This is a genomic window from Microbulbifer pacificus (genome assembly GCF_033723955.1).
Lineage (GTDB): Bacteria > Pseudomonadota > Gammaproteobacteria > Pseudomonadales > Cellvibrionaceae > Microbulbifer > Microbulbifer pacificus.
In genome coordinates, this window is record NZ_CP137555.1 from 3,480,166 (window position 1) to 3,502,941 (window position 22,776).

16 protein-coding genes are annotated in these 22,776 nt (G+C 58.8%); 13 read left to right on the top strand and 3 right to left on the bottom strand.

Annotation, left to right across the window (positions count from 1 at the left end):
• The first annotated feature begins 24 nt into the window (after window positions 1-24).
• From R5R33_RS14835 to R5R33_RS14860, 6 genes are all read left to right on the top strand, one after another.
• The gene (locus R5R33_RS14835; protein WP_318953477.1) at window positions 25-1,398 is read left to right on the top strand and encodes a hypothetical protein; all 1,374 of its coding nucleotides are present in this window, start codon (window positions 25-27) and stop codon (window positions 1,396-1,398) included.
• A gap of 4 nt (window positions 1,399-1,402) precedes the next feature.
• The gene (locus R5R33_RS14840; RefSeq protein WP_318953478.1) at window positions 1,403-2,206 is read left to right on the top strand and encodes a hypothetical protein; all 804 of its coding nucleotides are present in this window, start codon (window positions 1,403-1,405) and stop codon (window positions 2,204-2,206) included.
• A 166-nt stretch (window positions 2,207-2,372) separates the two neighbouring features.
• A complete protein-coding gene (locus tag R5R33_RS14845) occupies window positions 2,373-3,164 on the top strand; it encodes a UDP-2,3-diacylglucosamine diphosphatase (protein WP_318953479.1) in 792 nt (263 codons plus the stop codon).
• The gene (locus tag R5R33_RS14850) at window positions 3,161-4,837 is read left to right on the top strand and encodes a lysophospholipid acyltransferase family protein (RefSeq protein ID WP_318953480.1); all 1,677 of its coding nucleotides are present in this window, start codon (window positions 3,161-3,163) and stop codon (window positions 4,835-4,837) included. Before R5R33_RS14845 ends, R5R33_RS14850 begins: the two co-directional genes overlap by 4 nt.
• 127 nt (window positions 4,838-4,964) lie before the next feature.
• Window positions 4,965-6,407, top strand: a complete 1,443-nt coding sequence (locus R5R33_RS14855; protein ID WP_318953481.1) for an NfeD family protein — start codon at window positions 4,965-4,967, stop codon at window positions 6,405-6,407.
• A gap of 18 nt (window positions 6,408-6,425) precedes the next feature.
• Complete coding sequence (locus R5R33_RS14860; protein WP_318953482.1) at window positions 6,426-7,187, top strand: slipin family protein; 762 nt, start codon at window positions 6,426-6,428, stop codon at window positions 7,185-7,187.
• A gap of 378 nt (window positions 7,188-7,565) precedes the next feature.
• Here the strand turns inward: R5R33_RS14860 and pgi are convergent, their stop codons facing one another.
• The 3 genes from pgi to nhaC all read right to left on the bottom strand — a co-directional run bounded on the left by pgi (window position 7,566) and on the right by nhaC (window position 12,878).
• Window positions 7,566-9,179, bottom strand: a complete 1,614-nt coding sequence (pgi, locus tag R5R33_RS14865; protein ID WP_318953483.1) for a glucose-6-phosphate isomerase — start codon at window positions 9,177-9,179, stop codon at window positions 7,566-7,568.
• 981 nt (window positions 9,180-10,160) lie between these two features.
• Window positions 10,161-11,303: a DUF3549 family protein gene (locus tag R5R33_RS14870; protein ID WP_318953484.1), complete on the bottom strand. Its 1,143-nt coding sequence runs from the start codon at window positions 11,301-11,303 to the stop codon at window positions 10,161-10,163.
• A gap of 78 nt (window positions 11,304-11,381) precedes the next feature.
• The gene (gene nhaC, locus R5R33_RS14875) at window positions 11,382-12,878 is read right to left on the bottom strand and encodes a Na+/H+ antiporter NhaC (protein ID WP_318953485.1); all 1,497 of its coding nucleotides are present in this window, start codon (window positions 12,876-12,878) and stop codon (window positions 11,382-11,384) included.
• 388 nt (window positions 12,879-13,266) lie between these two features.
• Here nhaC and R5R33_RS14880 point away from each other — a divergent pair, with 388 nt between their 5' ends.
• The 7 genes from R5R33_RS14880 to R5R33_RS14910 all read left to right on the top strand — a co-directional run bounded on the left by R5R33_RS14880 (window position 13,267) and on the right by R5R33_RS14910 (window position 22,773).
• A complete protein-coding gene (locus tag R5R33_RS14880) occupies window positions 13,267-14,442 on the top strand; it encodes a 1-acyl-sn-glycerol-3-phosphate acyltransferase (protein WP_318953486.1) in 1,176 nt (391 codons plus the stop codon).
• A gap of 82 nt (window positions 14,443-14,524) precedes the next feature.
• The gene (gene dinG, locus R5R33_RS14885) at window positions 14,525-16,684 is read left to right on the top strand and encodes an ATP-dependent DNA helicase DinG (RefSeq protein WP_318953487.1); all 2,160 of its coding nucleotides are present in this window, start codon (window positions 14,525-14,527) and stop codon (window positions 16,682-16,684) included.
• 14 nt (window positions 16,685-16,698) lie between these two features.
• On the top strand, window positions 16,699-17,025 hold the full coding sequence (locus R5R33_RS14890; protein ID WP_318953488.1) for a YqcC family protein: 327 nt from the start codon (window positions 16,699-16,701) through the stop codon (window positions 17,023-17,025).
• 296 nt (window positions 17,026-17,321) lie between these two features.
• On the top strand, window positions 17,322-18,011 hold the full coding sequence (locus R5R33_RS14895; RefSeq protein ID WP_318953489.1) for an ATP-dependent zinc protease family protein: 690 nt from the start codon (window positions 17,322-17,324) through the stop codon (window positions 18,009-18,011).
• 108 nt (window positions 18,012-18,119) lie between these two features.
• Window positions 18,120-19,652, top strand: a complete 1,533-nt coding sequence (locus tag R5R33_RS14900; protein WP_318953490.1) for an inactive transglutaminase family protein — start codon at window positions 18,120-18,122, stop codon at window positions 19,650-19,652.
• Window positions 19,652-20,659, top strand: coding sequence for an alpha-L-glutamate ligase-like protein (locus tag R5R33_RS14905; RefSeq protein ID WP_318953491.1), 1,008 nt, complete (start codon window positions 19,652-19,654; stop codon window positions 20,657-20,659). Before R5R33_RS14900 ends, R5R33_RS14905 begins: the two co-directional genes overlap by 1 nt.
• Before the next feature lie 8 nt (window positions 20,660-20,667).
• Window positions 20,668-22,773 carry a TonB-dependent receptor gene (locus R5R33_RS14910; RefSeq protein WP_318953492.1) on the top strand — a complete coding sequence of 702 codons (2,106 nt, stop codon included), beginning with the start codon at window positions 20,668-20,670 and terminating at the stop codon, window positions 22,771-22,773.
• Window positions 22,774-22,776: the final 3 nt, after the last annotated feature.

Sequence of the window (22,776 nt, forward strand, 5' to 3'; positions counted from 1 at the left end):
TAGTGGAAGTTTTTAGGTGATCTCATGACTTCAATACCGGCCATCAAAACCGCCATCTCCGCGCTCAAAATCGAGCAGCGTGTCGAGCGCGACGTGAAAGCGGGAATCCCCGAGGTAGACCGTCGCAACCATACCGAAAGCGAGGAAAGCCTGCGGGCCTATGTAGTGCGCGAGGTGATCGGCAGGGTGCACGAAAACCGCCAGACGGAACTGGACAAGGAGCTGGCTGACCGAAGTGAAGTGGATATCCGCCAGCTGTTCCAGGAAATGAAAAATATCGAGTCGCTGGTGGAAAAGAAGGTTGGTGGCCGGCTGGCCAGCCTGATCGGCGGGTTAAAGCGCAGTGCCCAGGACTACTCTGCGGTGCGTATGGACCTGGAGATTTTCCGCCATCGCAATGGGCTTACACGTGAAGCGGTATATCCCGAATCCAAGCTGCTGCATTATTCCGTGATCTTTTTTATTGTCATTCTGGAAACACTGCTGAATGCGTTTTTCCTCTCTAAAGGCAGTGAACTTGGACTGGTCGGTGGATTTTTCCAGGCCTTTATCATCGCCCTGATTAATCTCGGGCTCGCCGCCTTTATGGCATTCTCCCTCAGAAACTGCTTTCACCAGAACCTGGCGAGAAAGACATTCTCTGCCGTGCTGTTGTCTGCGGTGGTCACGCTTTCCATTGTGTTTGTGCTGGGTGTAGGCCACTACCGAGAAGCGCTGGAACAGGACCCGTTTACTGCCTCGCAGCTGGCTATAAATAGTTTGCGCGTAACGCCGCTGGCGATTGAGGATTTCAATTCCTGGGTAATGATGGTGGTGAGCATTATTGCGCTGGCGTTGCTCAGTACCAAATTTTTCGTGGTGGATGATCGCTACCCGGGCTATACGGCGGTCACCCGTCGCATGCGCAATTTGCAGAAGGCCTGGGGCGAGAGCTTTGAAGACGCCATAGAAGGGGTCAATGAAGTGGTGGATGAGCTGCACGAGCTGCTGGCAGAGAAAGAGAAAACTCTGCGCGCCCAGTTTATCCAGTTCAAGGCCAGCATCGAGCGCAGCGAGGAGATTCACCGGCATTATCAGGAAGATATTGTCAAAGCGCAGACATTGCTGGACGAGCTGATCCGTTACTACCAGTCCTATTCCGCGCGCATGATGAATCGTCGCGCGGCATATTTTGGCGAGTTGCTGCGTTTTGAACTGGATAAGATACCGCGCCTGAATACCACCGGGCTGGAGCAGCACCAGCGGGACCTGTCGGTATTCGAAGAGCTGATGGCGGAGCTGGATCAGGTGTACGACCAGAGTATCGCAACGGTAAATCAGCGCTGTGATGAAATTCAACAGTCCCTAACCGCGCTGGTGGACAAGCTCGAGTTGGATCACGGATTGCGGAGAGCGTGAAGCCATGGCAGTGGGACGACGTCGCGGGCAACGCCGGGGCCGGTATTCATGGGAAGACAAGAAAGGGATGGCGATTATTGGTGTCAGTCTCGCCATAATTGCATTGCTGGCACTGTTCACACTAAAGGTGGCGCGCGCTCCCGAGCGAAATTATGATCCTGTAACCCTGTGTAATCCCAGCCTGCCGCGCGCTGCACAACACATCGTGGTGATTGATGCATCCGATACGCTTTCTGCTCATCAGACCCATTTCCTGAAAACCCATCTGGCGGGACTATTGGGAAGTGCGGCAGTCAACGACCGCTTCTCGATTTTTGTGCTGGATGATCATTACAACGGCCTGTCTGAACCTGTTGTGGACCTGTGCAAGCCAAGTTCAGGCAAGGATGTGAGTACCTTGACCGCGAATCGCCAATTTGTGGAGGCGCTTTACCAGCAGCGTTTTGAGCAGCCGCTGGATCTGGCCATCGCGCGAGCGGTAGGAGGAAGTGAACAGCCTGTTTCCCCCATCTTCGAGGCGCTCTCGGATGTGGCGGCGTTGAATCATTTCGACCCCGCGGCGGAGAATGTTCACCTCACCATCGTCAGCGACATGATCCAGAATTCCCGCGCCGGTTCTGTATTCAAATTGGGCTCGGCGGCCATCGACCAGTTGCCGCCGATCGATTTGCGCCGGGCGCGCACCCGCGTTTACTGGCTGGATCGGGAGAAATACCAGCGCTACCAGACCTCGGAGCTACAGGCCAGTTGGCAGGATTACCTGGGCAGCGTTTCCCGCCTGGAAACCATTCAACGGGTGCGAAATTAGAACCAGATTTCTCTTTCCTGACTTTGTTGTCACCGGTTTTCTCATTTCCGCCCGGCTGACACAGAAGCTTCAAGAATCAGCCGCCGATTTGTAAGAAAACTCCCGCAAAGTTTCCGTCAACAGGATATCCCCAACCGATTTTCCTAACCGACGACGGGACTTGCCAATGAGTAACAGATATCGCGCACTGTGGATTTCCGATGTTCACCTGGGCAGCCGGGACTGCGAGCCGCAGCGGCTGGCGGACTTCCTCGTCCAGAATACTGCGGACACGGTGTACCTGGTGGGCGACATCTTCGATATGAAGGCCATGTCCCAGGGCAGGGGTAGCTGGTGCCACGCATCCAGCATGCTGCTGGAAATGCTCTCGGACCTCAGCACCCGTGTTCCCGAAATCATCTACGTTCCCGGCAACCACGATGCCCCCATGCGCAGCTGGGCCGGCAAGCGCCTTGGCAATATCCGTGTGGAGCGCGAGTGGACCCACACCACCGTCGATGGCAAGCGCTACTGGGTCACCCACGGTGATCAATTCGAGCACCACATCGAGATCAATCCCGTCAGCTACCACATCGGCGATCAGAGCTATTACCTGATGTTGCGTATCAACCGCTGGATCAACTACTGGCGCAGTCGCTTCGACAAGCCCTGGTGGTCCCTCGCCAACCATGTGAAAAACCGCGTGAATGCAGCGCGGCGGATGATGAACAAGTTCGAGGAGGTGGCGATCCGCGAAACCGGTCGCCGCGGTTTTGACGGCATTATCTGTGGGCATATCCACCGCGCCAGCATCCGTCACTGCGAGGCCAGAGACAAGGCGGTTACCTATGCCAACTGCGGCGACTGGGTCGATTCCATGACTGCGGTGGTCGAGGAAAAAAGCGGTGCATTGAATGTTCTCCACTGGCACCGCACTCCTAAAATTGCCCGTATCATGACCGAGGCGGTGGCCGCATGATCCAGCTCGAAAACCTGTTACACAAAAATCCCTGGTACAGTGCCGCGCCGCAAAGTCCTACAAGACGGCTGGTTTCTGCCACGGTTAAAAAAATCTGTTGCGAGCAGCAGCTTCAGCAATTCGGCAGGGATTTTCCACATCTGGGCGGACTCGACTTTATCCGCCAGGTATTCCGCTCCTTCGATTTTCGTTACGACGTCAATCTGGCAGAGCTGGAAAGGATTCCCACCAGCGGACCACTGGTGATCGTTTCCAACCATCCGCTCGGTAGCCTCGACGGACTCGCGCTCATCGATCTGGTGGCGCGAGTGCGCCGGGACGTAAAGGCGGTGGCGAGTCAGCTGCTGTGGAATATCGAACCCCTGCGCAGCTACCTGCTGCCGGTGGACAACTTCAACGGCCGTACCCGCCGCGAGGATGTCGAGGGTATCTACAGCCACCTGCGCGCCGGCGGCGCCATCATTGTTTTCCCCGCCGGGGAAGTGTCCCGCCTTACCCACCAGGGCGTACGCGACGGTCTCTGGAACCCGGGTTTTATCCGCTTTGCCGACAAGACCGGTGCACCGATACTGCCGGTGCAGGTGCGCGGCAGAAACTCTCTGTGGTGGTATGGCCTGTCCATGGTCCACAAGCCCCTGTCCACCCTGTGGCTGGTGCGGGAAATGTTCAAACAGGTGCGCCGCGGTATCGATATTCGTATCGGCATGCCGGTGGCACCGGAGCACTACCGCGCTTGGCCCATGGCGCCACGGGCGCAGGCCAAGTTGTGGAAAAAACAGGTCTATCGCCTGCACAAAAATCCCCAGGGTTTGGCACCGGAACCTATTGCAGGTGCGGAAGCCGCAGCAGACATCGCCGCAGTGCTGGCACACTGTGAGACCCTGGTGGCGCAGGGTGAGTTCGAGGTAAAACTCTACCGCCAGCAGCCGGACTGCCCGGTAATGCGCGAGCTGTCGCGCCTGCGGGAAATCGCTTTCCGCGCTGTGGGCGAGGGCACCGGCAACAGCCGCGACTGGGATGCGTTCGATGCCTGGTACGACCATCTGCTGCTGTGGGACAAAGATCGCCAGCGTCTTGCCGGCGCCTACCGCCTGGTGAGCACCGGCGGACTCACCGCGGACAAGATCTACAGTACCACCCTGTTCAATTACTCCCGTTCACCGGAGGAGTGCCTGCCGGCTTCCGCAGAGCTCGGTCGCAGCTTCCTGCTACCAGACTACTGGCGCAGCCGCGGGCTCGACCTGCTTTGGTGCGGTATCGGCCAGTGGATACAGCGCAACAATCGCCGCTATCTGTTTGGCCCGGTATCCATGCCCGGTAACTTTTCCCGCCGCGCCAAGTCCGCCATCGTGCGCTATTTTCTGCACCACTTCGCCACCCATCAACCGATGGGCAATGCGCGCCTGCCGTTTATCGAGGCGCGTTCCGACTTGCCGGAGCTGGCAGGCGACGCCAACGAAGATATGCTGCAGTTGAAGCAGATCCTGAAAGAGGAGGGGGTCGTACTGCCACCGCTCTTCAAAAAATACACCGCAGTTACTGTCCCGGGCGGCACCAGCTTCCACGCCTTCAATATCGACCCTGATTTCTGCGATTCGGTAGATGGACTGGTTGTGGTAGATCTGGAAAAGATGGATGCGAAGTTCGCCAGACGCTACATGGCGGCGGGTTAACAAAATCTGATTCGACGTGCCGATGCGGGTAGAGGATTACCCGCATCCGGCGCGCCAATCCCTCTGCTTTCCCCCCGCTCTGTTACGCTTGTGGTTCCCCAGTCTTTCCGTCCCCCGGATAACGGCCATGAACCAGCGGTTGTCGAAAGGAGTACTTGCCTGCCTACTGCTATTGGCGCAGCTTCTATGTGTTTTTGGCTTCGCGCAGGAAGTGCAATCGCAAGCTGAACAAAAGGATAATACGTCGGAGCAGGCGGGTCCGCATATTGCCCAGCTCTCGATCAATGGCCCCATTGGTCCCGCCACAGCGGATTACCTGATTCGCACCAGCGATAAGGCACGCAAAAACGGCGCGCGATTATTCATCGTAAATATCGATACCCCGGGCGGGCTTGACGCAGCCACGCGGGACATTATCCAGCACATCCTCGCCTCGGAAATTCCCTATGTTACCTACGTTACCCCCGCCGGTGCCCGTGCCGCCAGTGCAGGTACTTATATCCTCTATGCCAGCCATGTCGCGGCGATGACTCCTTCCACCACTCTTGGTGCGGCCACGCCGGTACAGATTGGAGGTATGCCCGGTCAGCAGGAGCCGCCATCCACTGCGCCGGATAAATCCGGGGAAAAGGCAGGTGAAGAAAAAGTCTCGAAGGAGCAGCAGGAAAAGCACGCTGGCGATTCCGGTAGCGCGATGGAGCGCAAGGTCATCAACGATTCCGTCGCCCATATCCGCGGGCTCGCGCAGCGCAATGGTCGCAATGCGGACTGGGCGGAGAAAGCCGTGCGGGACGCGGCGACACTGACGGCGAGGGAGGCACTTGCCGAGAATGTGGTGGACCTTGTCGCGGACAACCAAAAAAAATTGCTGCAACAACTGCCCAACCGGGAGGTGATACTACCCGACGGCAAGCAGAAAATCGCCGGGAGCATCGCGCAGCTGCCGGTGGTGGCTTACGAGCCGGACTGGCGCAACGAGCTGTTGTCCCTGATCACCAATCCACAAATCGCTTATATCCTGTTGCTGATCGGTATTTATGGCCTGATATTCGAAGGCTACAGCCCGGGCGCGATCGTCCCCGGGGTGGTGGGTATTATCTGCCTGTTACTGGCACTTTACGCACTGCAGGTACTTCCAACCAATTACGCGGGGCTGGCGCTCATTATCGTGGGGGCGCTGTTGATCGCTGCGGAAATGTTTGTGCCGAGTTTCGGCGCCCTCGGCATAGGCGGCGTTATTGCCCTGGTGATTGGCTCGGTGATACTGATTGATAGCGACGTACCCGGAATGCGGGTATCCAGGACATTAATCGGTTCGATCGCCGCGGTCAGTGGACTGGCACTGCTCGGATTTTTATACGCGGTCGGTCGCAGTCTGCGTAAACCCAAAGTCGCAGCCAACCAGGCGATGGTGGGACGCACCGCGGTGGTGTCAGAGGTTGAGCCGGACCTGCTGGTTAAAATCGACGGCGAGATCTGGCGCGCTTACTGTGACAACCTGGTGACCGAAGGGCAGTTGGTAAAAGTGACGGCGGAGAAGGGTTTGTTGCTTCAGGTAAGACCGGAATAACCAAACAAGGAGAGGTTTATGATCAGCTACTTTGCCAGTCTGCTAATGCTGGCCGTTGTTCTGCTGGTGATGTATGCGATCCGCATTCTGCGGGAATACGAGCGCGCAGTGGTGTTTTTCCTCGGCCGCTTTCAGGCGGTGAAAGGCCCGGGCCTGATCATCATCATCCCCATTATCCAGACCATGGAGCGGGTGGATCTGCGCGTGGTGGTGATGGACGTGCCCACCCAGGATGTGATCAGCCGGGATAATGTATCGGTGAAGGTTAATGCGGTGGTGTATTACCGCGTGATCGATCCGCAGTCCGCGATCATCAATGTGGAAAATTATCACGAGGCGGTAAGCCAGTTATCCCAGACCACGTTGCGTTCGGTGTTGGGTAAGCACGAGCTGGACGAGATGCTGTCCGAGCGGGACAAGCTCAATGTGGATATCCAGAAAATCCTCGATGAACAGACGGATGCATGGGGCGTGAAGGTCACCAATGTGGAGATCAAGCATATCGACCTGGATGAAAGCATGATCCGTGCGATTGCCCAGCAGGCTGAAGCAGAGCGCGCGCGGCGGGCGAAGGTCATTCACGCGGAGGGTGAGGCGCAGGCGGCGGCAAAGCTTACCGAGGCGGCGGATCAGTTATCCAAGAATTCGAATGCGATTACCTTGCGGTATATGCAGACGCTTATAGATATTGCCGGGGACCAGAGTTCTACGATTGTATTCCCCTTGCCTATGGACTTGATCAAGCCGTTACTAGACCAGAGTCGTGGTGGAAAAGGGTAGAGATCCCGATTAGATAGTTGAGTGGCGTCGGAGCACCGGGTGCGGGTTTTCAGGACCGGGCTAGGCGCCCCCCTTCAACCCATCCCTGTACGCTGCGTCGCAAACATCCCTGTTTGCGACGCTCCTGAAAACCCGCACCCGGTGCTCCGCCCTAGATCCGAAGTTTGTGGTTTTTCCCCGGCGAATAGGTAATTTCAAGTGGATCAAAGTGCTGAACGAGACGAGAAGGCAAAGTGCTGGGGATCTGTTTTCAAAAGCGTCGGCAACAGGGATGTTGCCGACGCAGCGTACAGGGACGTATTCACAGCGGTTTTGAAAACAGATCCCCAGTGCTTTGCCGCCACCGGGTTAGCTAAGTGAATACCACAAAATTAGCGACTACCTGAGAAGCAATTTCAGGAGGTGGGCAGTAGACCCATCCCAATCCGCCGGAATCTCGCCCTCAATCGCATCGTGCACCCCATTGCCAAGTACCTTGCCCAGCTCCACGCCCCACTGATCAAACGGGTTGATATCCAGCAGGCAGCCAAAGGTAAACACCTTGTGCTCATACAGGGCCAGCAAAGCGCCCAGATGGAAAGGATCGAGCCGTTCGACAACCAGCGTATTGCTCGGGCGGTTGCCCGGAACCACCTTGTGTGGCGCCAGCTGGTGTACTTCCTTGTGGGTGTGACCGGATACTTCCAGTTCCTTGCGCGCCTCGGCGAGGGACTTGCCGCGCAGCAGCGCCTGGCTCTGGCTCAGGCAGCAGGCCAACAGCCACTGGTGCTGTTCCTTCAATTCTGAGGTCGGCTCCTTGATCGCCACAAAGTCCGCCGGAATCATATCCGTGCCCTGGTGCAGCAGCTGGTGGAAAGAGTGCTGGCCGTTACTGCCCTCCGCTCCCCAGATTACCGCGCCGCTCGGGTATGGCAGATGCTCACCGCCGCGAGTAACGCTCTTGCCCAGGCTCTCCATATCCAATTGCTGCAGCCACGCAGGGAACTTCGCCAGGCGCTGGGCGTAGGGCAGGACCGCGAGGCTGCCAGCGCCCCAGCACTGGCGATACCAGAAGTGGATCAGCGCCATCAGCACCGGCAGATTCTGTGAAAATTCCGCCTCGGCGAAATGGGTGTCCATGGCGTTTGCGCCCTTGAGCAGATCGCTGTACACCTCGAAGCTGCAGGCCAGAGCGATGGGCAGGCCGATGGCGGACCACAGGGAGTAGCGGCCACCCACCCAGTCCCACATGGGGAATATGTTCTGCGCGGCGATGCCGAAATCCTGCGCAGCGACGATATTGCTGCTCACCGCCACAAAATGCTTTTCCAGATCCGATGGCGCACAGCCTGCATCGAGCATCCACTGGCGGGAGGAAAGTGCATTCTGGCGGGTTTCCAGGGTGGAGAAAGACTTGGACGCGACAATGAACAGAGTCTCGTCCGCAGGCAGGGCGGCGAGGGTATCGCTCAGGTCTGCACCGTCGATATTCGCCACAAAATGCACCGTTAGTTCTTTGTTGTGCCAGGGGCGCAGGGCCTCACACACCATACGGGGACCGAGGTCCGAGCCGCCGATACCAATATTCACTACATGGCGGATGCGCTTGCCGTTGAAGCCGGTCCAGGCGCCGCTGTGTACCTGTTCGACAAATTTGGCCATCTGCGCGCGACAATCTGCCACCGCCTGTTCGTGCTCGGTTTTCGGCTCGCCCTGAAAGCGCAGGGCGGTGTGCAGGGCGGGGCGGTGTTCCGTGTTATTGATATTGGCACCGGAGAACAGGGCCGCAATGTGGCCTTTCAGTTGCGCAGTGCCGGTGTAGTCCAGCAGCAGTTGCAGGGTTTCCGTGTTCAACAGGTTCTTGCTGTAGTCCAGATAGATACCGGCCGCTTCGGCGCTGAAATTCTGGGCGCGATCCGGTGTGGATGCGAACAGATCGCGCAGGGACCAGCGCTGCTGATCTTTATGTTGTTGCAGTTGGGCAATCGCGGCGGAAAGGGGGAGAGCATCCATGGTCAATTGTTCTTCGATGAAAGGAATAATCTGGGGGAAAGGCGTAAATATTAGCGACAATTGACCGGGGCGGCCAGTGTGTATGGCATGGATTGCTGATGTCAGCGATTGGTTGGATGAATCGGGGAGGGTATGGTGGTGCAGCCGCTGGATGATCTGAATTCAGTGCTGGATTGTGGCTGCGTATATCGCCGACTGGTGGCTGCAGTCGAGCTCTGGAAGGGATTCAAACTTTCTCAGCAAATGGTGACACCCGGAAATGCAAAATGCCGCTTCGAAAAGCGGCATTTGCATGTTCCTGTATGAGTGTGATTATTTAACCACCTTCATGCAACGAACGTTGTCGGATGCCATCCAGCAATCCGCGTCCGCAGGACAGGCCATAGAAGTCGGAATTTGTTCAGAGCCCGGAGGGCAGGCGGCCGGCATCGGAGCCGGTGCACAGCAACCTGCGAGAACCAGTGCACAAATAATTCCGGTTAAGTACTTGGCTGGAGTGAAATTCATCCCCTAACTCCTTTCCGTTGATGTTAGTCAATAGCATAGACAATAAAACGTCACCTGTTTGGTGTGCTTTGTAAAAATATTTTCTACAAACATACCGCCCATTGGAGTGTAATAGGCACGCGGTAAAAATAGCCGCCACGGTTGAATTCAGGATAAAACCGCCGCCAGTTTGTCGCATCAGAAGCCGCGAATAGGCAGGGTTTTCTGCCAATTTTGCCTTGGGTCATTGATGGGCACTGAAGATTTTTTTTCAGTAAAGCGAAAATTTTTTTATTTTTTTGTTTTTAAGAAAATACACGCGGGAATGCGCGTCAGAAACTGGAAATAGGGTTCCACATGGCAGTTGCTCTGCCGGATGAATTGCGCGCATATTTTTATGCGCGCACTGGGCACGTTAGTAATCCGAAAGGTAGAGCCGGGGCTTTGGCGCGTGGAGTATCTCGCGGTTACTGATTCCTGATTACTGATCTCCGGTTATTTGCCGGTGGGCTGTAAAAAAGCACCGAATGCGCGCGCGACGGATTCCGGTCGCTCGGGATTGCGCAGAACACCCAATAAAACGTTGCGCAGCTGCGGTAAAAACAACAGGTCCGTCAGCAGCAGATTGAAGGTTTGCTGGGGTTGGCTTGCGCTCAGTTTTTCCAGCCAGGCACTGGCGACCTCCGGTTGTTGCAGGTCTTCACTGCAGCGGCTGCCGATGGCCGCCAGAACTTCGCCGTGTGCGCCTGCCTCGCTCAGTAACAGTTGCAGCAGGAACTGCTGGCGCATACCCGCGGCGACACTGTGAGACAGCCCGCGCACCACCGCGGTAATCAGGTTGAAATCCGGCGTTTCGCTGGCGAGGGACTGTTGCGCGCGACGAATCAGCGGCTCGGCGATCTGGTGGTCGATGGCTTCACTTTCCAGGCACTGGCACAGGGAAATCAGTGCCGGGGTGGCAAAGCGTGGCAGGGTTTTCAGCAGCTGAGGTTTTTCCTCTTCCCAGCGTACTGCGAGATCGGCGATACCCTGAAGGGCAAGCTGCTCCCAGGGGAAAGACGCCGGATCTTTGGCGTAGGCACGCGCGGCCGCGTAGTGGTCGCTGGCGTCGCGGTTGAGGAAGCGGGCAGATTTCGCATGGAATACCGCGCGTTTATCCGCGGCGGGCGCAAACATGAGGCCACTATCGTCCAGCGCTTGCTGCAGGGACTTGGCGGGAGCCGTCGGTATTCCATTTGCGCACGGTTCATCCGGCGACGGGCTGAACAGTGCCTGCTGCAATTGTTCGAGGAAACGGTCGCGGACCGACAGCAGCAATTTTCCCTGTTCGTCCAGGGGGAGGCGTAAAAACCACACCACCGGTTCAGTGGTTTCCCCTTTCCCGTCGGCGGCACTTTTCCCTTTGGGCCACAACAGCAGTCCGCACCATGCCTGTCGCAAATAGGGGTGGGGCCAGGGAGCCGTGCCACGTTCAAAGTCTTGCGCGACTTTTCTGCCGATGGGTTGGACGCGACGGCCCAGGTCAAACCAGCGCAAATCGAAGTCCGCAGCAGCGATCAATTCGCTCAGTGTGGAAGGCGGCTCTTCGTTTACGGGTGCAGAGGATGTGGGCTGGGAGGGTTTGCTGGCGTCAGTCACGGCAGGGGCAATCCGGATTGGTGTTGTGTCGGAGGGAAGTACCGGGCGGCGCCATTGCGACACCGCCCAGTTTTTATATTAGCGCTGTGGCTCGTCAGCAAACGGCAGTTCGTCCTGTTTGCCCAGGGGCATCTGCTTGAAGTGCAGCCAACCGTAGGCAATGGCCAGCAACGGGCAGATGATATTGAACAGGGCAAAGGGCGCGTAGGTAAATGTGGCAATACCCAGGGTGGCGCTCATGTAGGCGCCGCAGGTATTCCATGGGATCAGCACGGAAGTGATGGTGCCGGAGTCTTCCAGGGTGCGCGACAGGTTCAACCCGTGCAGCCCCTTGTCTTTGAAGGCTTCACGGAACATACGCCCGGGGATGATGATGGCCATGTACTGGTCGCCCGCAGCGGCGTTCATACCGAAGCAGGTAAGTACGGTGGAAGTGACAAGACCACCCACGGTTTTGACGCCGGACAGTGCCCAATTGACGATGCGCTCGAGGAAACCGGCGCGCTCCATGACGCCGCCGAAGGCCATGGCGGAAATGATCAGCCAGATGGTATTGAGCATGCTGCTCATGCCACCTTTGGACAGCAGGGATGCGACAGCCTCATTGCTGGAGGAGGATTTGTAACCGTCGAACAGGCTGTGCCAGGCACCTTTCAGCAGGCTCAGGGGGCCTTCGCCGCCGGCCAGCTGGCGGGTGGCATTCGGCTCGAAAATCATCGCAATCAGGCAGCCAACCAGTGCGCCAATGATCAGCGTGGGGTAGGCGGGAATCTTCCGCCAGGCCATGAACAGCAGCAACGCCAGCGGCAAAAGGCTGACGATGGAAATGCTGAATTCTTCCTGCAGGGCGCCCAGCAGCTGCTGGATATCTTCCGCCGATGCCTGGCCGGTATCGGCGCTGAGTCCGATGATCGCGAATGTAACCACTGCCAGGGTAAATGCCGGGATCGTCGTCCACAGCATATGGCGGATATGCAGAAAGAGATCGTTGGAGGTCACTGCCGCGGCGACGTTGGTGGTGTCGGACAGCGGGGACATCTTATCGCCGAAATAAGCACCGGAGATTACCGCACCCGCGGTGATGGCCGGGTCGAGCCCCAGAGCCGAAGCAATACCCATCAGCGCCACACCCAGGGTACCGGCGGTAGTCCAGCTGGAGCCAATACTGAGGCCGACGATGGCGCAGATGATGCAGCTGGCGGCGTAGAACCACTGGGGCGACAGTATCTGCACCCCGTAGTAGATCATCGACGGCACGGTGCCGGCGAGAATCCAGCTGCCGATCAGCGCGCCGACCGCCAGCAGAATCAGAATGGCGCCGAACACCAGGCTCATGCCGTGCAGCATGCCACCTTCCATTTCATTCCAGGTGAACCCGTTTTTCATCCCCACCAGCGCGGCGACGCCGGCGCACAGCAGCAGGGCGATCTGGTTGGGGCCGTAGGAGGAGTCGGCGCCGTAGAAAAACACCGAGAGGGAAAGCAGGGCAATAAGGATCAGCAGGGGGATCAGGGCATCCAGCAGGCTGGGGTTACGGTGAGATTCACTGGCATTGCTGGAACTGGTCTGGCTCAAGTTGTTCTCCTTATCTCTGACAACAGCCGGCAACCCCACTTGTGGCCGGGCCGTCGGGTCAGTTTCCTGTTGCCAGTATTTGTAGACAGTATCTTGTTATAGGCGCAAACAGGCGCAAAGCGGCCTATTCTCGGGGCCGGGCCAACATATGTCTATAGCGGGCCGGCGGCAGCGGGCAGAGGGCGGTGGCGCCCGGGCGGCGTCTGGGGCCGGGTATTCCTGCACTACAAGGTCCGCTGCAGCGCTGGCAGTTCGTGCGCGCATCCGGTATGTTCTGCGCCGGTTTTACCCGGCCTTCCCTGTGTTTTTCGGGGTGGGCCACAATAAGAATGAGCCAGGGTGTCGTTTCCGGAGTGAACGCGCTGTAGTTGGCAGGTAGAAAATCCCCATGAATGCGAGAAATCTGGACCTGAGTCAATTCGATGAAATCCGTCCCTACCGGGACGATGAGGCGCGCCCGGTGCTCCGGCGCCTGGTAGAAGACCCGGAAATGTCCCGCGTAGTGGCGCACTTCCTGCTGCCCGGCGCTGCCAGCAAGCTGGAGCGACCGCTGGCGTGGCTGGTGCGTCAGTTCGTGCGCTTCGAATTTCGCAAGGCGCACAATATTCGCGGTGTGCAGGAAGTGATTGCCCGCTATCTGGAAAAGGCGGTCAATCGCACCAGTTGCGGGCTTACCATTTCCGGGCTGGATACCCTGCCCAGGGATCGCGCCTGCCTGTTCGTCAGCAACCATCGCGATATCGCCATGGACCCAGCGCTGGCGATTCTCGCCATGTTCAAGGAGGGCCACGAGACCTCCCGCATTGCCATCGGCGACAACCTGCTGTCCAAGCAGTTTGCCACTGACATCATGAAGCTGAACAAGTGCTTCGTGGTGAAGCGCAGCTCCGGCAGCCGTCGCGAAAAGCTGGCAGCCGCCACCACACTTTCCCAGTACATCCACCACTCCATCGTCAACGAAAACGAACACGTGTGGATTGCGCAGCGCGCCGGTCGCGCCAAAGACGGCCTCGACCGCACAAATCCCGCGCTGGCGGCGATGTTTGCGATGGCGAAGCCAAAGGAGCAGCCATTTGCGGATTTCTGGCGTGAGCTGCATATCGTACCGCTATCGATTTCCTACGAGTGGGACCCCTGCGACCGTTACAAGGCGCGGGAGCTCTACATCACCGAGCACCAGGACGAATACCAGAAAGAAGCGCACGAGGATCTGGGTAGTATTGGCAAGGGCGTGGTGGGCAAGAAAGGCCACATCCACGCGGCATTCGGCACCCCGATCGAGAAAGATTTCAACGATGTCTCCGCGCTCGCAGACGAGATCGATCGCCAGATTATTGGCAACTATGTGCTGCACCCGACCAACCTGATCGCCTACCAGATGATCTACGGTGTGGCGCCGGCGCTGCCCGTTGGCTACCCGGCCAAACCCTGGCATCCGGACGAGCATCAGGAGATCCGCGAGCAGTTCGAGCAGCGCATGGCGGCGATTGATGAGCGCTGGCGGGATAAGGCCATTCAGGCCTATGCCAATCCGGTGGTCTCTCGTTTGGCGTTTGAGCAGTAGTACGGGTTGGCTAAACCCTGAACAACCGTGGATAATGGCCGGCTGATTTAACCTCCAGTGCAGATTATTCCGTCGGTCCCCAGTGCTCAGCGAAAAAGACAAAGAATCCATCCAGAACGCCTATCGCCAGTTCCTCAACGGGCGCGAGCTCAAGGCCCGTTACGGCCAGAAGCTGATGATTGCGGCCATCGCACGTGCCCTCGGCGGCATCCAGCGCAATGGCGCCGGTGAGCGGGATCACGGTAAGACCGATGGCGAGCACATCTGCGTGGTGGAGGCGGGTACCGGTACGGGTAAGACCGTTTCCTATCTGCTGGCAGCCATCCCCATGGCGATCGCCCACGACAAAACCCTGGTGGTCTCCACCGCTACCGTGGCCCTGCAGGAGCAGATCATCAACAAGGATCTGCCCGAACTCATCCGCCACTCCGGCCTCAAGTTTGAAGTCTCCCTCGCCAAGGGGCGCGGTCGCTACCTGTGCCTGTCCAAGCTCGACCAGCTGCTCACCGAACTCACCTCCAGCGGCGTCGGCGCGTCTCTCGCGTTGTATGAAGATGAAAAGCCGCAGGTAGACGAAGTGGGGGTCAAACTGTACCGCGATATGGCCGACGAACTGGCCAGTGGCCGCTGGGACGGCGATCGCGACAACTGGAAAGACACCATCGAGGGCGACGACTGGAGCCGTGTTACCACCGATCACCGCCAGTGCAGCGGCCGCCGCTGCCCCCATGTCAGCAGCTGCAGCTTCTTCCGCGCCCGTGAAAGTCTGGGCAAGAGCCGGGTGATCGTGGCCAACCACGACCTGCTGCTGGCGGATCTGGCCCTCGGCGGCGGTGCGATCCTGCCGCCGCCGGAAGAAACCATTTACGTGCTGGACGAGGCCCACCACCTGCCGGATAAGGCGCTGAACCACTTTGCCCACCACAGTCGCGTCGGTGCCACCACCGGCTGGCTGGATCAGGCCAACAAGAATCTCGGGCAGTTGCTCGGCGAAATCGGTGATGGCGGCGAACTCGATCGCGCCGGCGAAGAGTTGCCGGCACTGCTCACGGCCGCCAAGCAGAAAATGGAGATGGCCTGGCCGCTGCTGGAGGACCTGTGCGAATTCGAAGACGAGCGCGGCAATAACGGCGGTTCATTCGCAGGCCGCAGTGCCCGCCATCGCTTTGAGGGCGGCGTGGTGCCCGAATCCCTGATGCACCTGGCGGAGCAGTTGCGGGAGGACTTCGATGAGATCGAGTCCCTGCTCAGCAAGATGGTACAGTCCGCCCAGCGCATGATGGAGGACGTCCACAGCCCGGTGCCGATTGTCGACCTGGAGCGCTGGTACCCGGTGTTGGGCAGCTGGCACGGCCGCGCCGAGGCAAATCTGGAGTTGTGGGCGAACTATTCCCGTGTCGATGAGGGTGCGGTGCCACAGGCGCGCTGGGTGACCCTGGTGGAGTGGGGCGGTTCGTTTGATTTCGAGGTGTGCAGCTCGCCGATCCTCGCCGGCAAGACCCTGGAGTTCAGCCTGTGGCGCCGCTGCTACGGTGCGGTGCTGACATCTGCGACCCTCACCGCGCTGGGGCGCTTCGATCGTCTGAAAATGCGCGCCGGAACGCCGGACAACGCCAGTTACGAAATCGTACCCAGCCCGTTCGACTTCTCCCGCGCCGAGCTGCGGGTCCCGAGAGACGCGGTGGAGGCGAATAATGCAGACCTGCATACGGATGCGGTGAGCGAGGCACTTCCGGACCTGCTGGAGGGGCCGGGCGGCTCACTGGTGCTGTTTGCGTCGCGCCGGCAGATGGAAACGGTGTATGAATCGCTCCCCGGCACCTGGCGCAACCGCATCCTGATGCAAGGGCAGCAATCTCGCCAGCAGCTGCTGGACAGCCACAAGAAAAGTGTCGATAGCGGCGGCCACAGCGTGCTGTTCGGTCTCGCCAGTTTTGCCGAGGGCCTGGATCTGCCGGGGGACTACTGTCGCCATGTAGTGATCGCGAAATTACCCTTTGCAGTGCCGGACGACCCCATCGAAGCGGCGCTGGCGGAGTGGATTGAGGCCAAGGGCGGTAACGCCTTTATGCAGATCACCGTACCCGATGCAGCGCTCAAACTGGTGCAGGCCTGTGGCCGGCTACTGCGTACAGAGCAGGACAGCGGCACCATCACCCTGCTGGACCGGCGCATCGTCACCAAACGCTACGGGCGCGCGATGCTGGATTCGCTGCCGCCTTTCAGACGCTCGATAAACTGAACCAATTTAGCTTTATGAAGTCGATTTACCCCGATATCGCCACCCTGCTGCTGGAGCTGGAGGCGGAACTTCGCGTTCTGAGCCTTTGGGATGCCGAGCCGCCTTCGCCTGCGGCGCTGGCGAGTACCGAACCATTCTGTGTGGACACACTGACACTGCCCCAGTGGCTACAGTTTGTGTTTCTGCCCCGCATGAGCCAGATGGTGGAGCTGGAAATACCACTGCCGCACGCGTGCGGTATCGCACCGATGGCGGAGGAGTTTTTTCGTGGCAGCGAACTGCCGGTGGCGGCACTTACCCGCAAACTGGAGGAGATAGACACGCGTCTGGCCAGGGGGTGATGCCCGGTATTGGGGCGAATACTTGTGGATCGGCGCTTGATTGATCGTGACCAGTTGGTACCATCTCGTTGCAGAGTCTGCTGGAGGCTATCCTTCCCTGACCGTTTTCCGGGGCAGTTCGTCCGGAATGTGTCCTCTGTCACAGTCACTGTGCAGCGGCAACGGGGATACGATAGTATGCGCAGCTTTCAAAAAAACGGGCACCACGGATGGCCCGAATATGTTTTGCCGCCAGGATTTACGCTCGATAACAAGCTCAGGGCCGGTTGCCCCGCCCCTAAGGTAGTAATAAACAGATGCGGTTTTTACCCATAGCTCTCTTTGTGCTGGTTGCCCAACTGCTGTCAGGCTGTGAAACCCAGGCTACTAGCGCGACCCCGATTGAATCCCCGGCTGCGGAGGATGTTGCTTCGGCGATGCCCGCCTCCTTTGATCCAAGCCTTTGTCCCGCCGTTGAAGCGGTCGTGTGCGCCGAGCCTGAAATCCAGGTGGTGGAGCGGGTGGTCGAGCGTAAGGTGGATCGCGTGATCGAAGTGCCTGTCGCCAAGGACAAACTGGTACTCGGCTCGGAAGAGATCTTCACCGTTGAACCGGGCGGTGTCCGCCTGATGGCGCTGGTCGACACTGGTGCCGCCACCTGCTCACTCAGCGTACTGGAGCTGACGCGCTTCGAACGTGATGGCAGCGACTGGGTGCGATTCAAACTGGAAGATGACGACGAGGGGCTTTCGGAGAAAATTGAGCTTCCCATCAAGCGTCACGTGCGTGTAGCGCGCCCCGGATTCGATCGCCAGCGCCGCCCCATTGTTGATATGAGCCTCACCGTGGGTGAGGTTACCCACATAGTCGAAGTGAACCTGGTAGAGCGCGGTGAATTCGAATTCCCATTACTGGTGGGTCGCAATTTTCTGAAAGACGCCGCTGTGGTGGATGTGAGCCGCAAGCTGGTACAGGGCAAGCCCAAACTGCCGGTGATTAGCAAATAATTCCACGTTTAATACCCGGAATTGTGGGCCGGGTACTGGCGAAAGCACCGGTACTCGGCAAGAATACGCGGCCACAAGCTGCATCCAACAACGAACGGGGAATGGCGAATGTCGCCACGGGCACAGGTCTATATTCTCGCTGCGCTGCTCACACTTCTGGGCGCCAGCCTCACCATCTACAAACATTTCGCCCTGGGCTTCCCCCTTTTGCCCGGTGAATATCGCACCGTCTGGACCATCGAAGCCAAGGTGCGCTTCAATGCCGACGGCGGCCCGGTAAAAGCCGCCCTCACACTCCCGCGAGCCCAGCGCAATATGGAAGTACTGGGGGAGACCTTCAGCTCATCCGGCTACGGCTTCAATATTGTGCACGAGGACGACGAGCACCGCGCGGTGTGGTCGCGCCGTCAGGCAAGCGGTGTCCAGTCACTGTTCTATCAGCTGGATGTACACCAGACACCCGGGGCCGCGCTGGAGCAGTCGCTGGATCTCAGCACCGAAGTGGTAAAACCGATGCTCGGTGCCCGTGAGCAGGAGGCTGTGCGCCAGGCGATTTACTCTCTGGTGGAGGCTGGCCGTGCCCGCTCCTCCGACGTTTCCACCTTTACTTCAGAGCTGCTGCTCGCGCTGGCGGACACCCGTAACCAGGATCGCAACCTCATTTTCGGCTATTACAAAGACCGCTCTTTTGTGGATGTCGCGCTGGTGGTGCTGGCGGCTGCGGACATCCCGGCGCACCGGATTCGCGGGCTGTATCTGGAAGACGACCGTCGCCGCCTGGACCCGGAGGACCTGCTGGAAATCTATGACGGCAAGCGCTGGGTGGTGTTCGAACCCACCAGCGGAACACCCGGAGTGCCGAAAAACTTCTTTATCTGGCAGCGTGGTGGCAAGAGTCTGCTGGACGTGGAGGGGGGGCGTAATTCCGGCGTGACCTTCTCGGTGATCTCCAACGACGTGCCCGCGCGCGACGTGGCCATGTTGAGCACCAGCAAGGAAAAAGAAGCGCTGGTGGATTTCTCCATCTACAGCCTGCCCATCGAACAGCAGAGCATTTTCAAACTGATCCTGCTGGTGCCCGTGGGGGCATTGGTGGTGGTGCTGTTGCGGGTGTTCGTGGGGCTGCGCACCTCCGGTACCTTTATGCCGGTGCTGCTCGCCATCGCGTTCATTGAAACCCAGCTGCTCACCGGTCTGTCGATCTTCGTGCTGATCCTGATTCTCGGTCTGTGGGTGCGTTTCTATCTAAGCCGGCTCAATCTCTTGTTGGTCGCGAGGATTGCCGCCGTGGTGATCACGGTGGTGATATTGATGGGGGCCATCAGTGTGGTGAGCTACAAGCTCGGTATCGAGCAGGCACTGACGGTGACCTTCTTCCCGATGATCATTCTCGCCTGGACCATCGAACGCATGTCCATTCTGTGGGAAGAGGACGGCCCCTACGAAGTGGTGATTCAGGCGGGCGGCAGCCTACTGGTGGCGGTACTCGCCTGGTGGGTGATGACCAACCGCTACATCGAGCACTGGACCTTCAACTTCCCGGAGCTGCTGCTGGTGTTGCTCGGACTGGTCATGATTATCGGTAACTACACCGGTTACCGCCTGGGTGAACTGGCGCGATTCCGCCAGCTGGTGCGCTGATGCAATTCCGCTTACCCGCGTTGCGTTTACCACCGTTTTTCCGCGGCGGCCTGGTGTCGCCGTTCAAATTGCGCAAGCTCGGCATACTGGGGATGAATGCGCGCAATGTGCGCTATATCGCCCGCTATAACGACCGCGACAAATACCCGATTGTCGACGACAAGCTGAACACCAAGCGCGCCGCGCGGCGCTACCGTATTCCGGTGCCGGACCTGATCGCCGCCTTTGACACCCAGCCCACCCGCACCCGCATCATGCAGGTGATCGGGCCGTTGCAGCAGTTCGTGATCAAGCCGGCGCGGGGTTCTGGTGGCAAGGGCATTCTGGTGATCGTCGGACGCGACGGCGAAGACTATGTCAAACCGTCCGGCAACAAGGTCACGGCACTGGATATCCAGCGCCACGTGAGCAATATCCACAGTGGCCTATACAGCCTCGGTGGCAAGCCCGATAGGTGCATGGTCGAGGCGCTGGTGGATTTCGATCCGGTGTTCGACAAGTACTCTTTCGAAGGCGTGCCGGATATCCGCGTGATCGTATTTCGCGGATTCCCGGTGATGGCCATGTTGCGCTGCTCCACCCACGACTCCGACGGCAAGGCCAACCTGCACCAGGGCGCGGTGGGTGTGGGCATCGACCTCGCCACGGGTAAAGCTTCACATGCGGTGCAGCGGGGCGTCCGGGTCGATACCCATCCCGATACAAAAATGCCGTTTGCGGATCTCGAGGTGCCGGGCTGGACCGAGTTGGTGAAACTCGCGGCAAGCTGCTACGAAATGACAGGCCTTGGCTATCTTGGCTGCGATATTGTGCTCGACCGCAAGCGCGGGCCGTTGTTGCTGGAAGCCAACGCGCGCCCGGGGCTCGCGATCCAGATTGCCAATGGTATCGGCCTGCGCACGCGCCTGGAGCACATCGAGTCGCTGGATATGGAACACCTGGAAAAAAATGTGGAGGAGCGCGTGGCCTACTCCATGGATTATTTCGCCGCGCGCACCACTCTTTGAGATGTAAGGTGCGGCGGTCTCATCTGCTTCCCGGTCTGTTTCTTATCGCTCCTGCGCTCGCGGTCTCCGCCAATTCCGTGCAGGAATCCCCGCTGCGAATTCAGGAAACCTCTCTGGAAACGGTTGAGGTAATCGGCAAGCTGACACACAAAGGCTCCGTTGCGGATTCGATAGCGGGGGCCACGCTGGATGTGGATACCATCGCTCAGCGAGTACCGACTCATCCCGCAGAGCTTATCAACGGCCTTCCAGGCATCTGGATCAGCCGGGGCGACGGCCAGGAGCACCTCACCGCGATCCGTTCGCCGGTGCTGAGTGGTGCCGGCAGCTGTGGTGCGTTTGCGGTGCTGGAAGGGGATATCCCGGTGCGCGGCACCGGCTTCTGCAATGTCAATCAACTCTCTGATCTCCCCCTGTCCCAGGCCGGCAGCGTACAGGTGCTGCGCGGCCCCGCCAGTGTGCTGTACGGCTCCGATGCCCAGCACGGGGTGGTCCGGCTGCTGAGCGCTGCTCCTGCGGAAACCCGCGAAGTTGGTGTGAGCCTTGAGGGCGGCGCAAATGACTACCGCCGAATTTCCACCGGCGTCAGCGACACCATAGGACGTAACGGTGTGCGTCTCGGTTTCAGCGGCAGCCACGACGGCGGCTATAAAATCGATTCTGGCTACGACCAGCAGCAGTTCAGCGCCCGTCACGATTACCGCGGTGACATTTGGAATACGCGCACGCTCGTCAGCATCAGCAATCTCAATCAGGAAACCGCCGGTTACGTAACCGGGCTCGACGCTTACAGGGATTCCCGCCGCAGGCGCGAAAATCCGAATCCGGAAGCCTTCCGCGACAGTCAGTCTGCGCGACTGCAGACCCGTTTCGAGCGCGCAACGGCGGCGGGTAATCACTGGCAAATCACCCCCTACGCACGCCATACGGAAATGGCCTTTCTGATGCATTACCTGCCCGGCACACCACTGGAAGAAAACGGCCAGCGGGGCGCGGGTATCCAGGCTTCCTATGATTACCGGCTCGGCGAAAACCTGGAACTGCTGAGTGGCCTCGACCTGGAGCATACCAACGCCCGGGTACGGCAGACCCAGGAAAGCGGTTTTTCCTCGTTTCCCGCCGGGCGGCAATACGACTATCAGGTTGCGGCCGATGTATTAGCGGCTTTTTCCAATATGGATTGGTTGTTCGCCGAACGCAGTCGGTTCACGCTCGGCGCCCGCTGGGAATCCCTGCGCTACGACTACGACAATCAGATGCTCGCCGGTGATACCGCGGAAGATGGCAGCCAGTGTATCAACGGGTTCACCGGCACTGAGGGCTGCCGCTACAGCCGCCCCGACGACCGCCGGGATGAATTTTCCAATCTCTCGTTCAATGCCGGTCTCGCACGGGAGTTTGCTAACAACCTGTCCGCCAGCCTGCGCCTTGCCCACGGCTTTCGCGCGCCGCAGGCCGGGGAGTTGTACCGCTTGCAGAACGGGCAGACAGTGGCGGACCTGGATTCCGAATCCATCGACAGTGTGGAACTGGGATTGCGAAAAAATTCTGAGGGCCTGGGTTTCAGTCTCACCGGATTTTATATGGAAAAATCCGACGTGATTTTCCAGTCATCCGAGCGTCTGAACCTGAGCGGCGGGCAAACCCGGCACTACGGTGTGGAATACGAGTTGGACTGGGGCCTGGCCCCGCAGTGGGCACTCATCCTGGCGGGAACCTACGCGCGCCACCAGTACACCAACAATGTCAGTGAGCCGGGCAGTGACACCTTGATCGAAACCCGTGGCAACGACATCGACACCGCACCGCGGCATATGCACAGCCTGACGCTGGGCTGGACCCCATTTGCGCAAACCCGTGTCGAACTGCAGTTCCAGTCCATGGGAAGCTACTACACCGATATCGAAAACGCCCACCGCTATCCCGGCCACGACCTGCTACACCTGCGGTTGCGCCAGCAGGTCGCACCCAGAATAAATCTCGGGGTGCGGATCAATAATCTGGCGAATGTGGATTATGCGGAGCGGGCGGACTATTCAGGTCTGGCAGGTGGCGATCGGTATTTTATTGGTGAGCCGAGAAGTGTTTTCGGGGATGTCCGTTTCGAATTTTGATCG

Coding starts and splice junctions, on each gene's coding strand:
- R5R33_RS14900 (WP_318953490.1), top strand. CDS start 18,120: ATGTCGCCACGGGCACAGGTCTATATTCTCGCTGCGCTGCTCACACTT.
- R5R33_RS14835 (WP_318953477.1), top strand. CDS start 25: ATGACTTCAATACCGGCCATCAAAACCGCCATCTCCGCGCTCAAAATC.
- R5R33_RS14905 (WP_318953491.1), top strand. CDS start 19,652: ATGCAATTCCGCTTACCCGCGTTGCGTTTACCACCGTTTTTCCGCGGC.
- pgi (WP_318953483.1), bottom strand. CDS start 9,179: ATGGATGCTCTCCCCCTTTCCGCCGCGATTGCCCAACTGCAACAACAT.
- R5R33_RS14880 (WP_318953486.1), top strand. CDS start 13,267: ATGAATGCGAGAAATCTGGACCTGAGTCAATTCGATGAAATCCGTCCC.
- R5R33_RS14845 (WP_318953479.1), top strand. CDS start 2,373: ATGAGTAACAGATATCGCGCACTGTGGATTTCCGATGTTCACCTGGGC.
- R5R33_RS14860 (WP_318953482.1), top strand. CDS start 6,426: ATGATCAGCTACTTTGCCAGTCTGCTAATGCTGGCCGTTGTTCTGCTG.
- R5R33_RS14855 (WP_318953481.1), top strand. CDS start 4,965: ATGAACCAGCGGTTGTCGAAAGGAGTACTTGCCTGCCTACTGCTATTG.
- R5R33_RS14890 (WP_318953488.1), top strand. CDS start 16,699: ATGAAGTCGATTTACCCCGATATCGCCACCCTGCTGCTGGAGCTGGAG.
- R5R33_RS14850 (WP_318953480.1), top strand. CDS start 3,161: ATGATCCAGCTCGAAAACCTGTTACACAAAAATCCCTGGTACAGTGCC.
- R5R33_RS14840 (WP_318953478.1), top strand. CDS start 1,403: ATGGCAGTGGGACGACGTCGCGGGCAACGCCGGGGCCGGTATTCATGG.
- R5R33_RS14895 (WP_318953489.1), top strand. CDS start 17,322: ATGCGGTTTTTACCCATAGCTCTCTTTGTGCTGGTTGCCCAACTGCTG.